Genomic DNA, 12,999 nt, shown 5'->3' with positions numbered 1-12,999 from the left:
GGTCTTCCCCTTCAACGAAACGCTTCATGCTGCCCTCCGCCGATCACGATCAGCTTAGCAGATCAAGGCGTTTCCACACAGCCTGGACCCAAAGCGGCCCTTCCAGAGGCTATCCTTATAGAGGTCAGATCATTGCTTTGGTTTGCTCGCACCGTTTTCCCTGGGGGCGCCGTGTATGCAGAGGCTCTCATCTGCTCTTTCCCATATCCTCAAGAGCGATGATGTTTCTTTAGATCTCGGGTTCAAATCACGCCGCTGGATGCGCTTAGGCCTTAACAAGCAGCCAGGGACTTGTCGGAAGCGCATTCGAATTCAGGGCGACGCCGAAAACCTCGGCGAGGGTGGTGGAAGTGAGCACAGCATCGGGTGTTCCGCGGGTAACGAGGCGGCCCTGATGCAGGAGAATGAGATCGTCGGCGAGACCGGCTGCCAGTTGCAGGTCGTGCAGCACGGCGATGACGGCAAGACCGTCCCGGGCAAGGCCTCTCGCCGTCTCAAGCAGCGCGAGCTGGTGCTTCAGGTCGAGGCTCGCGATGGGCTCGTCGAGGAAAAGCGCCTGCTGCGCTTCCAGGGTTCGGCCTGCCGCGAGCTGCGCCAGCACCCGGGCGAAATGAACCCGCTGCCTCTCTCCGCCTGAGAGAGTCTGATAGTTGCGCGGCGCCAGATGGGCGACGTCCGCCTGCTCCAGGGCTTGGAGCGCCAGACGCTGCCGGTCGCTGCGGGAGAGGCCGCGGCCGATGCCCTGGGTGCCGAGGCTTGCGACTTCGAAGACCGTGAAGGGGAAGTTGAGGTCTGAGGCCTGCGGCATCACGGCCCTGCGATGGGCCAGACGCCAGGCCGGGACCGCGTGCAGCTTTTCCCCATTCCAACGCACCGCGCCGCGCGCTGGCGAAAGCTCGCCGCACAGCAGGCGCAGCAGCGTCGATTTGCCGGCGCCATTGGGGCCGACAATGATGGTGAAGGAGCCGCTCGCGAACGAGAGGTCGATGCCGTCGACCAGCACCTTGCCGCCGACGTGGTAGGCGAGATCCCTGGCTTCCAGGAGCCCACTCATATGGCCATGCCCCCCGGGCGACGCAGCAGGAGCCAGAGAAAGAACGGCGCACCGATGGCGGCGGTGAGGATGCCGATCGGCAGCTCCGCCGGCGCCGCAATAGTGCGGGCCACCGTGTCAGCGGCAACGAGCAGGGCCGCACCTAGAAGCGCCGAGGCCGGAAGCAGCACCCTGTGGTCGGCGCCCGCGATCAGGCGCAGCACATGCGGCACGACGATTCCGACGAAGCCGATCATGCCGGACGCGGCAACCGAGGCGCCGACGGCCACCGCCACGAGCAGGATCGCCAGCGCTTTGACCCGCTGCACCGGAACCCCGAGATGAAAGGCCTCCGCTTCGCCGAGCGCAAGGGCGTTCAGGCCGCGTGCGAGAAACGGCGTGGCGAGAAGAGTGGGCAGGATGAAGGGCGCCACCGTCATGGTCTTCGACCAGGTTGCGCCGCTCAAAGATCCGAGCGACCAGAAGGAGAGATCACGCAGCTGCCGGTCGTCGCTCAAATACGAGAACAGGCCCATGACAGCGCCGGAGAGCGCCCCGAAGGCGACGCCGGCGAGCAGCATGGTGGCAATCGACGTGCGGCCGCTGCGCGTGGCGACGAGATAGAGCGCAAGCGTCGTCAGCAGCCCGCCGGTGAAGGCGCCGATGGGCAGAATGGTGAAGGGCAGAGGCCCGATCAGGGGTGTCAGCAGTGCATCGCCCAGAACGATTGTCGTGGCGGCTGCCAGAGCCGCTCCCGCCGAGACGCCGATGAGTCCCGGATCGGCCAGCGGATTGCGGAAAAGACCCTGCATCAGGGCACCGGACGAGGCGAGCGCCGCACCGATGAGCAGGCCGAGCAGCAGACGCGGCAGGCGCACCTGCAGGATGATGAGCCCGTCGCCGCCGAGCGCTGCCGTGCGGCCCATGAGGGCATCCGTGACGATAGACAGCGTCCGCGACAGCGGAACGCCGGTGGCTCCGAGGCCGAGCGCCACGAGGCTCACCAGCAGCACCAGCACCGCAAGCGCCGTCAGCAGCAATCCCCTGGAATCGCGAAGCCCGGTCCGGGCGCGACCATGCTGAAGTGCAACCGATGTCATCGCTTCGCCTGGCCGATCTGATCGGGATGGAGCGCCGCCATCAGGTCGTGCGCTGCATCGGGCGTGCGTGGGCCGAAGCCGAGGAGATAGAGCGAATCCATCACCACGAGACGTTTGCCGTTGGCGGCGGGCGTCGCGGCAAAGGCCGGATAAGCGAAGGGATCGGAGGCCGCGCCTCCGGGGCCGTGGTTCATCATCACGATGGCCTCGGGCGCCGCCGCGATCAGGCCTTCATCCGACAGCGGCTTCCAGCCGGTGAGTGACGACACCACGTTGCTGGCGCCGGCGAGCGACAGCATGGCATCGGCGGTGGTTCCCTGGCCGCCGACGAGCGGCCGTCCATTCTGGAGCGAAAGGACGAAAAGCGTGCGCGTAGGGCGCTTGATCCCGGCTCTGGCCTCGGCGAGCCGGGCAAAGCCTGCTTCGATCTCCTTGATGAGCGCGGCGCCCTGCCCGGGTGCGCCGACGGCCTGCGCAACCACCTCGACGCGCTTCACGATGCCGGCCGGGTTCGGCTCGTCGTTCACACGGACAATGGGGACGCCTGCCTGTTCGATCAGCTTCAGGGCATCGGGCGGGCCTGATCCCTCTGAGGCGACCACGAGGTTTGGATTGAGCGAGAGCACGCCTTCCGCGCCGAGCGCGCGGACATAGCCCACATTGGCTTTCTTCTTGAGCGCGTCCGTGGGGTACAGGCTGGTAGAATCCACCCCGACGATCTCTCCGGCGTAGCCGAGGCGGTAGAGGATCTCCGTCACCGCGCCACCGAGGCTCACGATCCGGCGCGGGGCTTCGGCGCGCAGCGGGGCTGAGCAGAACAGGAGCGGCGATGCAAGAAGAAAGGTGCGGCGTGACAGCATCGGGGACACCCTTCTACTTGGTAAGGATCAGCTTACCGTTGGCCGTGACGCGCAGGCGGTAGCGTTCGCCCCTATGAAGCAGCACCACCTCGCGCCCGGTCCCAACCAGGCTTGCCACATCAATCTCTTTCGCCAGAGGCGCCCTGTCAGGCTTGATGTCCGATGGTGAAGGCGGGTGTTGCACAATCATCTCCAGATTTTATCGCTTCTAAACTGTATGAATTCTAACTTGATCATGTATTCGCAGTTTAGAATGATGTAAAACTGCGAACATCAGAGTCCATGTTGACGCAGTTACTTGATTTGGCTATCGGATGTAAACCCTCCTTCCCCGGAAGAAGGGCCAGCAGCCAGCCAGCGTGAACTCGGTTTCTGCGCGAGCCAGCCAGTCCTCAAGAAAAACATCATGAAAGACTGGAATCGTCAGGATGATTACCTTCCTGCGCGAAGGACTTCGCGCGTCCACTTCACCTCTTGCTCTTCTCGTTCTCGCCCCTCTCACGGGAGCGACGCTGGCCACCGGCGCGCAGGCACAAGCGCAGTCCCCGACGCCGGAGGCGCCTCTGTTCACGACGCTCGACGCCATCACCATCACGGCTGAGCGCGTGCCCACAACCGTCTATGACAGCCCCTCCACGGTCAGCGTCACCGACGAGCAGCAGATCGATCAGAGGAACATCAACTCTCCGCGCGATCTCGCCCGCGAGGAACCCGGCGTCTCCGTGGGCAACCAGCCCTCGCGCGGTGGCGCCACCAATTACGTGATCCGCGGCATCGGCGAGAACCGCGTGCGCGTGCAGGTGGATGGCGTCAAGATCCCGGACTTTCCCGAGACCAATATCGGGGCGGGCACCTATACCCGCGACTTGGTCGATTTCGACAGCCTGAAGCAGGTCGAGATCATCCGCGGTCCCGCCTCGGCCCTCTATGGCAGCGATGCCATCGGCGGCGTGGTGTCCTATGTCACCAAGGATCCGTCCGATTACCTCAATTCAGTCGGCAAGGATTGGTATCTCTCGGCCAAGACCGGCTATGACACGGACGACAGCAGCTTCCTGCAGACCTATACCGGCGCCTGGCGCTTCGGGCCTTGGGAATCACTCATCCTCTACACCCATCGCCAGGGCCACGAGGTGAAGCCGAACCTCGATGACGGTTCGATTCTGCGGCCCAACCCGCAGGACTTTTCGGCCGACAACGTGCTCGCCAAGCTGCTCTACAATGCCGGCGATTGGGGGCAGTTCAAGCTCACCGGCGAGTTCCTGCGCAAGGAGGTCGGCACGGAGCTTCTCAGCGATCGCTCGAACATGCCCGGTGGCGGCGGCATGCCGTTTACTCGCGTGTTCGATTCAGACGCGGACGACACCACGACCCGTCCGCGCCTGAGCTTCGACTGGACGCTGCCGGTGACCTGGTCCGTTGCCGATACGGTGCGCACCAGCGTGTATTGGACGAAGGTGGACCGCGAGGAGAAGACGCTGCAGCAGCGCGGCACATCGTTCACAGGCCCACCGGCCGAGCCCAACCGGATCCGCTTTTCGAATTTCGGCTTCGACCAGGAGATCTACGGCGCTGAAGTTCAGTTCTCGGGCACCCGCCAATGGGGCGAATGGGAGCACAGCTTCATTTACGGCGCCTCTATCGATTCGACCTCCACGTCGCGCCTGCGCAACAGGATCGAGCGCAATCTTGACACCGGGGTCGAGACACCCACCATCTCCGGCGAGACCTTCCCCAACAAGAATTTCCCTGACACGGAGACGGTGCAGGCCGGCCTCTATGTGCAGGACATTGCGCGCTATGGCAGGCTGCGGATCATTCCCGCCGTCCGCTTCGACACCTACCAACTCGATCCAAATCCGGATGCGGATTTCGACCGCTCGAACCAGCGCGACTTTGCCGTCGAGGAGCAGAACGAATTCGCCGTCTCGCCCAAGTTCGGCATCACCTATGATCTGACGGATCAGCTGCGGCTGTTCGGCCAATACTCGCGCGGCTTCCGCGCGCCGCCTTATGACACGGCGAATTTCGGCTTCTCAAATCCGGTCTTCTTCTATGAGATCCTGCCGAACGGCAATCTCAAGCCGGAGACCAGCGACGGCTTCGAGGTCGGCCTGCGCGGACGCTTCGACAACGGCTCCAGCTTCCAGGTGTCGAGCTTCTACAACCTCTATAACGACTTCATCGAAACGGTGACCGTCGGCACCTCGCCGGCGGGCCTCACTCAGTTCCAATACCAGAACCTGTCGAATGTACGGATCTGGGGCATCGAGGCCAAAGGCGATTGGCGCCTCACTCCGAACTGGTCGATCTTCGGAGCGCTGGCCTATGCGCAGGGTGAGGACGAGGAGACCGGACTCCCGATCGACTCTGTCGATCCGTTCACGGGCCATGCAGGCATCCGCTACCAGCACGAAGCTGGCTGGGGCGCCGAGGTCAGGGCGCGCGGCGCAGCGGGTCGGAACCGGGTCAGTGATCCGACCTATTTCCGTCCGGATTCCTACGTGACGATGGATGCGCTGGTCTTCTACGACCCGACGCCGAATCTGTCGCTTAACCTGAGCGCCTACAACCTTTTGGATGCCGAGTACTACAATGCCCAGGATGTGGTCGGCGTTCTGGCCTCCAACCGCAACCTCGATCTGTTGCGCGCATCGGGCCGCACCTTCGCGCTCAACGCGACGATCCGCTGGTAACTTTTGTGCGCGCGGAGGATCACAGGCCCTCCGCGCGTCCGCTTTGCTTGACAACGGAGACACCCATGTTCATCGCCATGAACCGCTTCAAGGTTTTGAAGGACGCCGCGCAGGAATTCGAGCAGCGCTGGCTCACGCGGGAGAGCTACCTGCATGAGCTCGACGGCTTCATCGAATTCCATATGCTGCGTGGTCCTGAACGCGAGGACCACGTGCTCTATTCCTCCCACACCGTCTGGACCTCGAAGGCCCAGTTCGAAGCCTGGACGCGCTCGGAGCAGTTTCGTGTCTCGCATACGCGCGCCAGCACAGGATCCAACAAGCCACTGACCCTGGGCCACCCGGAATTCGAAGGTTTCGACGTGATTCAAACCATCGGTCTGACGGCGAAAGCGGCGGAGTAAGAGAATGACTGTTCCTGTGAGCGAACTGATCCGCCAGGATCTCGCGGCGAAGCCGGACGGCATCCTCGAGCAGGTTGCGGAAAGCCGCGGCGTGCCCATGCAGGCGGTGCTCGACTGTCTCTCGCCCGAGGTCGCAATGCGGGTGCCCGGCGACCTCTACCAGGAGATCTGGCAGGACCTGACCGAGTGGGGTGAGATCACCCTCGTGGTGCATACCCGCGACGGCGTGTTCGAATGCGCGGGGAGCGTTCCGCCGGGAGCCGAAGGCCGAGGCTATTTCAACATCCATGGCGAGACGCCTATCGGCGGACACTTGAGGATGGAACGCTGCCGGACCATTTATTTCATCGACCGACCTTTCTTCGGCAGAAGGTCCTGCTCGGTGCAGTTCGTCAACGAAGAGGGCAGCGTGATGTTCAAGATCTTCGTGGGACGCAACGAGGACCGTTCCCTCAAGATGGATCAAGTGGTTCGCTTCGACGAATTGCGTAAGAAATATCGCCAAGCGGCGTGAGTGGGCATCTAGGGAGTTGTAAGACCTATGGCGAAGGATCCGATCCTGCCGGTCGACGACGAAGCCCGTGCGCTGGCCAAGAAGCTCATGCGCACGGTGCGCTCCGGGGCGCTCGCCACCAACGATGCGGAGAGCGGTATCCCGTTTGCCAGCCTCGTGCAGGTGGGAACGGATCTCGACGGCTCGCCCCTCATTCTCACCTCGCAGCTCTCGATGCATACGCGGCTTCTGGAGGCCGATCCACTCTGCTCGCTGCTTCTGTCGTCCGTCGGCAAGGGCGATCCGCTGGCCCATCCTCGCCTGACCCTGCTGGCGAAGGCTTACAGGCTCGAACGGGAAAGCTCCGACACGCAACAGATTCGCCGCCGCTATCTGCTGCAGCATCCCAAGGCCGAGCTTTACGTGGACTTTCCCGATTTCGCCTTCTGGCGCTTAGGTGTCGTGTCCGCTAGCCTCAACGGCGGCTTCGGTCGGGCCTATCGCATGGCCAGAGAGGATCTGCTGGCGGATCTCTCCGGGTTTTTCGACTTCTACGATTTCGAGGCGCAGGCCATCGATCACATGAACGAGGATCACGCCGACGCGGTGGCGCTTTATGCCACGCAGCTCTGCGGGGCCCGCGAGGGGGCCTGGCGCCTGATCGGCATCGATCCGGAAGGCGTCCAGATGACGCTGGGCGACGAGATCCTGCGGCTGCCCTTCCCAAGGGCGCTCACCGGCCCGCATGAGGTGCGGCCGATGCTGATCGCCCTAGCCCAGGAAGCACGTGCGAGAACGTCATAGCGAAAAAGGAACGCGGTAGCTGCAACACATCGACAGGAAGGTCTAGAGTTCTGCCGTGCTTACAGGGTGCTCTACCCATCTCCACAGCCTTGCCAAACTCCTTCCTCCTGCTGAACCGGGATGTCTCCTGATGGCAGTTCTCGGAAGTGAACCGAACGTCAGCTCTCGCAGGGGATATCAGACGTTCTTGGCGGGCAGCAGATTTCCTGGGTTGACCCAAAGGAGACCATGATCTGCGTCCAAATGGCTTCGCCCGAAGAGACAGGACCTATCCTGCCCTGGGCAGAAACCCTATCCAGCAACGAAGTTCTGACCTGTAGTTTGGAGTTGCAAGTCCAGAGGTACTACGGAACCAGCGGCGCTCCACCACCACAAGCTTTCGTCTGAAGTGAGAATTAGGTGCGTGGGTATCAGTCCGCTTCACTTGACTGCTGCGCCAGGAGATTGCGCTCTACGCTTTGCAAATGGGTGCGCATCGCTGCGGCGGCGCCATTCATGTCGCGGTTCTCGATGGCCGCAATAATCGTCTCATGCTCAGTGAAGCTGTGATGGTCCGGCTCTGGCTTGACGGGGTTGGATCGCAGCCTACCCCAAGTTACGGCTCGACGCAGCGCGTTAAGCATATCGAAGAGTCCAAGAAGCGGCGTGTTCTGGGTTGCTTCAGCAACCGTGCGGTGCAGCCGTGTATCCCAGGTCTCATATTGCCGCCAGGTTGCGGCCTCACGCGTTCGGGCTTGGCACATCCTCAACTCGGCGAGATGCATTGGCGTTGCAGTCAGCGCGGCTGCCCGTGCGATCTCAGGTTCGATGATCATCCGAGCGCGCATCAGTTCGGCCGGATTGGTTCGCTTGGACAGAGCCGCAATGTCCGAAAGGGTATCCACAGGCCGGTTACCCATGAATGTGCCTTTGCCAACGTGGCGCCAAATTTGGCCTTCGGCCTCGAGAGTTCCGAGCGCCTTTCTCAGTTCGGTCCGAGTAACCCCAAGGGCCGCTGACAGATCCCGCTCTGGAGGGAGACGCCCATCCTCAGGGAGTCTCGTTTGTGCAAGGTACGCCCGCAATTGGGTCACGGCGGTCCGGTTAGAGCCCGCCTCATCGAAAACTAGCATCTCAGTCTCTCAACCAATCGTAAATTGGTTGGATCTTTTAAACGCCGTAACAACATAGTCAAGGACAATAATGCTTGACAGCCCTCAACCCAATTGCGACCAATAATGCATTGGTCGTGCAAAGCGCGACTATAACAAGCGGATAAACCGCAAAAAACAGGGAGTTTAAAATGCTCAAAAGGTTGGCAGGCTTGAAAGCCAGTACCGCTGCGCTCGCGATCGGCGTCGCGCTCGTGATGTCGAGCGCGGCAGAAGCAGCCAAGGTTCGGGTGGTCTATGGCGACATTCCCAGCGTGGAATCCCTGCATCTCTTGGCAGCCTTTGAGCGCGCCAAGGAAAAGGGTGTCGATATCGAAATGACTTATCTGAAGTCGGAGGATATCGCGGCCCAAGCCGTCGTCGGCGGACAGGCTGACATTGGTGTTGGTGGTCCTTATGCGCTGGTGCAGAAGGTCAAAGCGCCCATCCGCATGTTCATGCAGCTTTCGACGCTGCGCTTCTATCCGGCCGTCAACGGCGAGTTTTACAAGACTTGGAAAGACCTGAACGGGCAGGAGGTAGCAGTCCACTCCCGCGGTTCCGGGACTGAAGCCATCATGAAGCTGATGGAGCAGCGCCAGGGCATCAAGTTCTCCAAGATCAGCTACATTCCTGGCGCCGAGGTTCGTACGGGTGCCTTGCTGCAGGGCAACGTCAAGGCTTCCATCGTCGACTCGTCTGGCCGCCGCTTGCTGGAAACCCAAGCCCCCGGCAAGTTCATCATCCTGCCGCTCGAGGGCGTGAACGCAACGGATGAAGCGCTTTTTGCCAATACGAACTTCCTTGAGAAGAATGCCGCGGATGTCGACAAGATCGTCGATGCCATCCTCACAACTTGGCGTGAAGTCACAGAGAAACCGAGCGTCGTCACGGAGTGGCGCGCCAAGTACAAGCTGCTGCCCGACCTCCCTGCGGCCCAGGTGAGCGAGATCGGCCCGTACTTCGAAGAGCTCGCGAAGGGCAAGGCGTTCCCGCTCAACGGCGGCGGCGCGACCGCGGCAAAGGATGACTTTGCCTTCTACACCCTCTCGGGTCAGCTCACCGGTGAGCCCGCGAGCCTGAAGGTCGAGGACTTCTGGGACACCCGCCCGCTGGATCGCGTTCTGGCGAAAGTTGGCACCAAGTAAGGTGGCCAAAATGATGGCTTCCTCCCAAGTGAACGGCCCCGCGCGGGCCGTCCATTCGCCGGCAGGTTGGGGCCTGAGCCTCGGCCGGCTGTTCACGCAACACCCGATTGCCTCGAGAATGGTCTCACTGGGGCTCTTCTTCTTGATGTGGGAGATCGCTGGACGCGTGCCGATCAGCTATGCCTTTCCGACGTTTCTGGAGACACTCTCTGCCTTCGTCACAATGCTGTTCGATGGCAGCCTGTTTGTTGCTTATGGCTCGACGCTTCAGCCTCTGATCATTGGCATTGCCATTTCGGGGGCTGTCGGGGTAACGCTGGGCATCGTGATGGGTTTGTCACGTACGGCTGAATGGCTTGTGGCCCCTTTGTTCATCGTCCTGCAATCGGCCCCGATGGCAGCTCTTATTCCACTCATCACCTTCGTGTATGGAATCGGGCTGGCGGCAAAGACCCTTGCGGTCATCATGCTCGCTCTGCCTGTCATCGTCCTGAACGGCTACAAGGCAGTGCGGAATGCCAACCCTTCGCTGGTGGCCATGTGCTACTCGTTCCAGGGCACGAAGCTCCAGCAAATCACCAAGATCATCATCCCTGATGCCAGCCCTGTGATCTTTGCTGGCCTGCGTCTGGGCCTCGCTGCCGGCTTTATCGGCGTCATCCTGGCCGAGCTCCTGATCACGCCGACCGGAATTGGCGACCTCATCACCTACCACCGCTCAGTGGCCAATTATGCAGAAATGTATGCCGCTGTTGTTTCCATCATTCTGGTCTCGACCCTGACGCTCGCAGCTCTCGAAGCATTCGAGATGCGCGTACTTCGTCCGGAGAAGAGGAGAGGCTGACATGACTTTATCCACTGCTTCCATCCAGGCTCTGCCTCAAGCTGAATCTGCTGCTGTTGAGGTTCGAAGCATCTGCAAGAACTACAAAGAAGTCGAAGCGCTGCGTTCGATCGACCTCGACTTTCCTCGAGGCAAGCTCACGACATTGCTCGGTCCGTCCGGTTGCGGCAAGACCACCCTGCTCAAGATCATCGCAGGTCTTATCGAGCCGACTTCCGGCGAGGTGCGTGTCAACGGCAAACTCGTCACTGGACCTGGGCCGGAGCGCGCCTTCGTGTTTCAAGATTTCGCCCTGATGCCTTGGGCGACGGTGATGCGCAACGTGGCTTTTGGACTTGAATTAAAGGGAATGGGGAAGGCGGAACGCCAGTCCATTGCCCGGCACTATATCGCCGAGGTCGGTCTCACCGGGTTTGAGGATAAATACCCGCACGAGCTCTCCGGCGGCATGCGCCAGCGCGTTGGCCTTGCCCGTGCCTTCGCAGTCAATGCAGAAGTGCTTCTGCTGGACGAGCCGTTCTCGGCAGTCGACGAGCAGAACCGCCGCAAGTTCCAGGAAGACCTGCTGCGGCTGGTGGAGAAGGAGCGCAAGACCTTCATCTTCGTCACGCATAGCATCGAAGAGGCTGTCTACGTTTCGGATCGCATTGTGCTCCTGTCACGCCGACCGAGCCGCGTCTCGCAGATCATCGAGCCGAAAGTCGATCGCACAGCCTCACCCGATGCCATCCGCCGTGACCAGGGCTATCTCGACACTGTCGAGGAGATCTGGCAGGGCCTCAAGCACTATGTGGACTGAGGAGGCAGCCATGACACTTTACGGTTATCGGGTGCCAATGATGGCATCGCTCCTGGTTTGGTGCGTGATTTGGGAACTTGTCGGCCAATCCGGCCTGATGTTCTTGGTTCCGCCTCTCTCAGACGTGTTGGTGGCTGGCTTTGCCATGATGCAGACCGGCACCTGGCAGTCGGCCGCAATCATCACGTTGCACAGTTTTGCGGTCGGTATGGCGTTTGCCATCGTGGTCGGCATCAGCCTCGGCGTGCTGATGGGACGGTTCAAGGCGGTGGATGAACTGTTCAGCATCTGGGTTAACATCTTCGTCAGTGCGCCGCTCTCGGCCCTGGTTCCGGTGTTGATGATCCTGTTCGGCATGGGCGAGACCACGGTGATCGTCACGGTCTTTCTCTTTGCGGTATGGATTATCGTTTTGGATACGCGAGCCGGCATTCAGCATGTGCCGAATTCGCTTATTGAGATGGGGCGCTCCTATGGTGCCTCTACCTTCGCTCTTTACGGAAAAATCGTTCTCCTTGCTGCACTGCCGGAGATCCTTGCAGGGATCAGACTCGGCCTAGTGCGCGGCGTAAAGGGTGTGGTGATCGGTCAACTTCTGGTGGCGATCATTGGTTATGGCGAACTGTTTGAACTTTATTCACGCAGCTTTGACATGGAGAACTTCTGGGCGCTGACGCTCATCCTCTTCGCTGCGGCGATGCTGATGTCCGCGGCCATCGAACACATCGAGAAAAAAGTCGACTATTACGCAGGAGTAAGATGATGAATGCACCTCTCGCCATGACTGACTACGTCGTTCAGCCGGCACCCATTGCAACATTGCCAGTCCAGGGCAGTGACAAAGTGTTCCCGATTCACCGTATTTATTGCGTGGGCCGCAACTATGCCGAGCACGCAATCGAGATGGGACATGACCCGTCCAAGGAGCCGCCGTTCTTCTTCCAGAAGAATCCTGACAACCTCGTGACCGATGGCAAGTTCCCGTACCCGAGCCAGACATCAGACGTGCACCACGAGATCGAAATGGTGGTGGCATTAGGCAAGGGCGGTACGGAAATTCCCGTGGAAGCGGCCCTCGATCACGTCTTCGGCTATGGCGTCGGCCTCGACATGACCCGCCGCGACCTCCAGGGCGAGGCTAAGAAGTTGGGTCGTCCTTGGGAAGTCGGTAAGGCGTTCGAAGCCTCCGCTCCCTGTGGCCCCCTGGTCCCGGCGAGCGAGATCGGCCATCCGACATCGGGCGCTGTCACGCTCAAGGTCAATGGTGCGCTCCGTCAGCAGGGCGACCTGAACCAGCTGATCTGGAAGGTGCCGGAGATGATCTCATACCTTTCCGGTTTCTTCACCCTTCAACCCGGCGACATCATCATGACCGGCACACCTGCTGGCGTCGGTGCGGTTGTGCGCGGTGACGTTCTCGAAGGCTTCGTCGAGGGTATCGGCAAGCTGGAAGTCGTAGTCGTCTAAGCTGCAGAGCCCGCGTATGTGAAATCAAAAAGCGGGCGGGGAGGCTTAAACAACACCGCAGCACTTTGTGCTGCGGTGTAATTATAGGGCGGGACTACCGCCAGTGTCTAAATCAATCAGGAGCCACACGTGGCGAAGATCAAGGTTGCCAATCCGGTCGTCGAACTCGACGGCGACGAGATGACCCGCATCATTTGGCAGTTCATCAAAGACAAGCTGAT

At 61.0% G+C, this 12,999-nt stretch carries 14 protein-coding genes; 9 read left to right on the top strand and 5 right to left on the bottom strand.

Annotated elements, in window-relative coordinates; all coding sequences use genetic code 11:
- Nucleotides 1-265 precede the first annotated feature (265 nt).
- The 4 genes from VB618_RS19655 to hemP are packed head-to-tail and all read right to left on the bottom strand — an operon-like array spanning nt 266 to nt 3,111.
- Nucleotides 266-1,054 carry a heme ABC transporter ATP-binding protein gene (locus VB618_RS19655; protein WP_329798448.1) on the bottom strand — a complete coding sequence of 263 codons (789 nt, stop codon included), beginning with the start codon at nt 1,052-1,054 and terminating at the stop codon, nt 266-268.
- Nucleotides 1,051-2,133, bottom strand: coding sequence for a FecCD family ABC transporter permease (locus VB618_RS19650; protein WP_329798447.1), 1,083 nt, complete (start codon nt 2,131-2,133; stop codon nt 1,051-1,053). Before VB618_RS19650 ends, VB618_RS19655 begins: the two co-directional genes overlap by 4 nt.
- Nucleotides 2,130-2,993, bottom strand: coding sequence for a heme/hemin ABC transporter substrate-binding protein (locus VB618_RS19645; RefSeq protein WP_329798446.1), 864 nt, complete (start codon nt 2,991-2,993; stop codon nt 2,130-2,132). Before VB618_RS19645 ends, VB618_RS19650 begins: the two co-directional genes overlap by 4 nt.
- Nucleotides 2,994-3,006: 13 nt before the next feature.
- Nucleotides 3,007-3,111 carry a hemin uptake protein HemP gene (hemP, locus tag VB618_RS19640; RefSeq protein WP_329798445.1) on the bottom strand — a complete coding sequence of 35 codons (105 nt, stop codon included), beginning with the start codon at nt 3,109-3,111 and terminating at the stop codon, nt 3,007-3,009.
- A gap of 310 nt (nt 3,112-3,421) precedes the next feature.
- Here hemP and VB618_RS19635 point away from each other — a divergent pair, with 310 nt between their 5' ends.
- The 4 genes from VB618_RS19635 to VB618_RS19620 all read left to right on the top strand — a co-directional run bounded on the left by VB618_RS19635 (nt 3,422) and on the right by VB618_RS19620 (nt 7,390).
- Nucleotides 3,422-5,689 carry a TonB-dependent hemoglobin/transferrin/lactoferrin family receptor gene (locus VB618_RS19635; protein ID WP_329798444.1) on the top strand — a complete coding sequence of 756 codons (2,268 nt, stop codon included), beginning with the start codon at nt 3,422-3,424 and terminating at the stop codon, nt 5,687-5,689.
- A gap of 65 nt (nt 5,690-5,754) precedes the next feature.
- Nucleotides 5,755-6,093, top strand: coding sequence for an antibiotic biosynthesis monooxygenase family protein (locus tag VB618_RS19630; RefSeq protein WP_329798443.1), 339 nt, complete (start codon nt 5,755-5,757; stop codon nt 6,091-6,093).
- Between the two features lie 4 nt (nt 6,094-6,097).
- Nucleotides 6,098-6,607 carry a heme utilization cystosolic carrier protein HutX gene (hutX, locus tag VB618_RS19625; protein WP_329798442.1) on the top strand — a complete coding sequence of 170 codons (510 nt, stop codon included), beginning with the start codon at nt 6,098-6,100 and terminating at the stop codon, nt 6,605-6,607.
- 27 nt (nt 6,608-6,634) lie between these two features.
- Nucleotides 6,635-7,390 (top strand): HugZ family pyridoxamine 5'-phosphate oxidase, encoded by a 756-nt coding sequence (locus VB618_RS19620; RefSeq protein WP_329798441.1) that lies wholly within the window; start codon nt 6,635-6,637, stop codon nt 7,388-7,390.
- A 410-nt stretch (nt 7,391-7,800) separates the two neighbouring features.
- Here VB618_RS19620 and VB618_RS19615 read toward each other — a convergent pair whose 3' ends face one another.
- A complete protein-coding gene (locus VB618_RS19615; protein WP_329798440.1) occupies nt 7,801-8,502 on the bottom strand; it encodes a FadR/GntR family transcriptional regulator in 702 nt (233 codons plus the stop codon).
- A gap of 170 nt (nt 8,503-8,672) precedes the next feature.
- Between VB618_RS19615 and VB618_RS19610 the strand changes: the two genes are divergently transcribed.
- From VB618_RS19610 to VB618_RS19590, 5 genes are read left to right on the top strand one after another with little or no spacing between them, the layout of a single operon-like run.
- Nucleotides 8,673-9,668 carry an ABC transporter substrate-binding protein gene (locus VB618_RS19610; RefSeq protein WP_329798439.1) on the top strand — a complete coding sequence of 332 codons (996 nt, stop codon included), beginning with the start codon at nt 8,673-8,675 and terminating at the stop codon, nt 9,666-9,668.
- A gap of 10 nt (nt 9,669-9,678) precedes the next feature.
- Entirely contained in the window at nt 9,679-10,512 is an 834-nt protein-coding gene (locus tag VB618_RS19605) for an ABC transporter permease (RefSeq protein ID WP_329798438.1), read from the top strand.
- A 1-nt stretch (nt 10,513) separates the two neighbouring features.
- Nucleotides 10,514-11,311: an ABC transporter ATP-binding protein gene (locus VB618_RS19600; RefSeq protein WP_329798437.1), complete on the top strand. Its 798-nt coding sequence runs from the start codon at nt 10,514-10,516 to the stop codon at nt 11,309-11,311.
- Nucleotides 11,312-11,321: 10 nt separating this feature from the next.
- Entirely contained in the window at nt 11,322-12,074 is a 753-nt protein-coding gene (locus VB618_RS19595; RefSeq protein ID WP_329798436.1) for an ABC transporter permease, read from the top strand.
- Nucleotides 12,074-12,778: a fumarylacetoacetate hydrolase family protein gene (locus VB618_RS19590; RefSeq protein ID WP_329798449.1), complete on the top strand. Its 705-nt coding sequence runs from the start codon at nt 12,074-12,076 to the stop codon at nt 12,776-12,778. Before VB618_RS19595 ends, VB618_RS19590 begins: the two co-directional genes overlap by 1 nt.
- Nucleotides 12,779-12,999 lie beyond the last annotated feature (221 nt).

It is taken from the genome of Microvirga sp. CF3062, from assembly GCF_036314045.1.
GTDB lineage: Bacteria > Pseudomonadota > Alphaproteobacteria > Rhizobiales > Beijerinckiaceae > Microvirga.
Note: the sequence above shows the minus strand (reverse complement) of the source record. Positions and strands in the feature narration are given on the sequence as shown.

What these genes read in the sequence shown, in the direction of transcription:
- VB618_RS19615 (WP_329798440.1), bottom strand. Translation starts at nt 8,502, where the DNA reads ATGCTAGTTTTCGATGAGGCGGGCTCTAACCGGACCGCCGTGACCCAA.
- VB618_RS19605 (WP_329798438.1), top strand. Translation starts at nt 9,679, where the DNA reads ATGATGGCTTCCTCCCAAGTGAACGGCCCCGCGCGGGCCGTCCATTCG.
- VB618_RS19595 (WP_329798436.1), top strand. Translation starts at nt 11,322, where the DNA reads ATGACACTTTACGGTTATCGGGTGCCAATGATGGCATCGCTCCTGGTT.
- hutX (WP_329798442.1), top strand. Translation starts at nt 6,098, where the DNA reads ATGACTGTTCCTGTGAGCGAACTGATCCGCCAGGATCTCGCGGCGAAG.
- VB618_RS19645 (WP_329798446.1), bottom strand. Translation starts at nt 2,993, where the DNA reads ATGCTGTCACGCCGCACCTTTCTTCTTGCATCGCCGCTCCTGTTCTGC.
- VB618_RS19590 (WP_329798449.1), top strand. Translation starts at nt 12,074, where the DNA reads ATGAATGCACCTCTCGCCATGACTGACTACGTCGTTCAGCCGGCACCC.
- VB618_RS19655 (WP_329798448.1), bottom strand. Translation starts at nt 1,054, where the DNA reads ATGAGTGGGCTCCTGGAAGCCAGGGATCTCGCCTACCACGTCGGCGGC.
- VB618_RS19610 (WP_329798439.1), top strand. Translation starts at nt 8,673, where the DNA reads ATGCTCAAAAGGTTGGCAGGCTTGAAAGCCAGTACCGCTGCGCTCGCG.
- VB618_RS19635 (WP_329798444.1), top strand. Translation starts at nt 3,422, where the DNA reads ATGATTACCTTCCTGCGCGAAGGACTTCGCGCGTCCACTTCACCTCTT.
- VB618_RS19620 (WP_329798441.1), top strand. Translation starts at nt 6,635, where the DNA reads ATGGCGAAGGATCCGATCCTGCCGGTCGACGACGAAGCCCGTGCGCTG.
- VB618_RS19630 (WP_329798443.1), top strand. Translation starts at nt 5,755, where the DNA reads ATGTTCATCGCCATGAACCGCTTCAAGGTTTTGAAGGACGCCGCGCAG.
- VB618_RS19650 (WP_329798447.1), bottom strand. Translation starts at nt 2,133, where the DNA reads ATGACATCGGTTGCACTTCAGCATGGTCGCGCCCGGACCGGGCTTCGC.
- VB618_RS19600 (WP_329798437.1), top strand. Translation starts at nt 10,514, where the DNA reads ATGACTTTATCCACTGCTTCCATCCAGGCTCTGCCTCAAGCTGAATCT.